The 510-nt window shown below is 68.0% G+C and carries 1 pseudogene; it reads right to left on the bottom strand.

Annotated elements, in window-relative coordinates:
* Window positions 1–510, bottom strand: a pseudogene (locus IH45_RS01000000144845) (FtsK/SpoIIIE domain-containing protein); the annotation flags it as partial.

Raw genomic sequence — 510 nt, 5'->3', positions numbered from 1 at the left:
CAGGTGGAAGGCGTCCGTGGTGTCCAGGACCGTACGGGATTCGTCGGCGGAGAAGGTCCGCAGGCCCAGCCGGTACGAGAGATAGGTGTCCGATGGACAGGAACAGGTCGATGAAGTCCGGTTTGGCGGTGAGCAGTTCACCGAACTCGTCGATGACGACGCACAGGTGCGGCACGGCGCGAAGGTCGCCCCGCCCTTGTAGTCGACGAGGACCAGGGCGAGGTCCTCCGGCGGATGCGTGGTCACCAGGGCGAGGACGAGCGTGCGCAGGAGCTCGGACTTGCCGGAACCGGTGGCGCCCACGCACAGGCCGTGCGGCCCCATGCCGAGTTCCGAGGACTCCTTGAGGTCCAGGAGCACCGGTTCGTGGGAGTCGTTGACCCCGATGGGAACACGCAGGAAAGCGCGTTCGCCGCGCGGCGCCCACAGACGCGACAGGTCAAGCCGGGCCACGTCCTCGATGCCGAGGAGTTCGGCGAACCCGACCGGTCCGGTGAGGGGAGCGTCGGT

The sequence above is a fragment of the Streptomyces rimosus subsp. rimosus genome (assembly GCF_000720725.1).
GTDB lineage: Bacteria > Actinomycetota > Actinomycetes > Streptomycetales > Streptomycetaceae > Streptomyces > Streptomyces rimosus_A.
The sequence above is the reverse complement of the archived record's forward strand: the minus strand, read 5'-3'. Positions and strand labels throughout refer to the sequence as shown.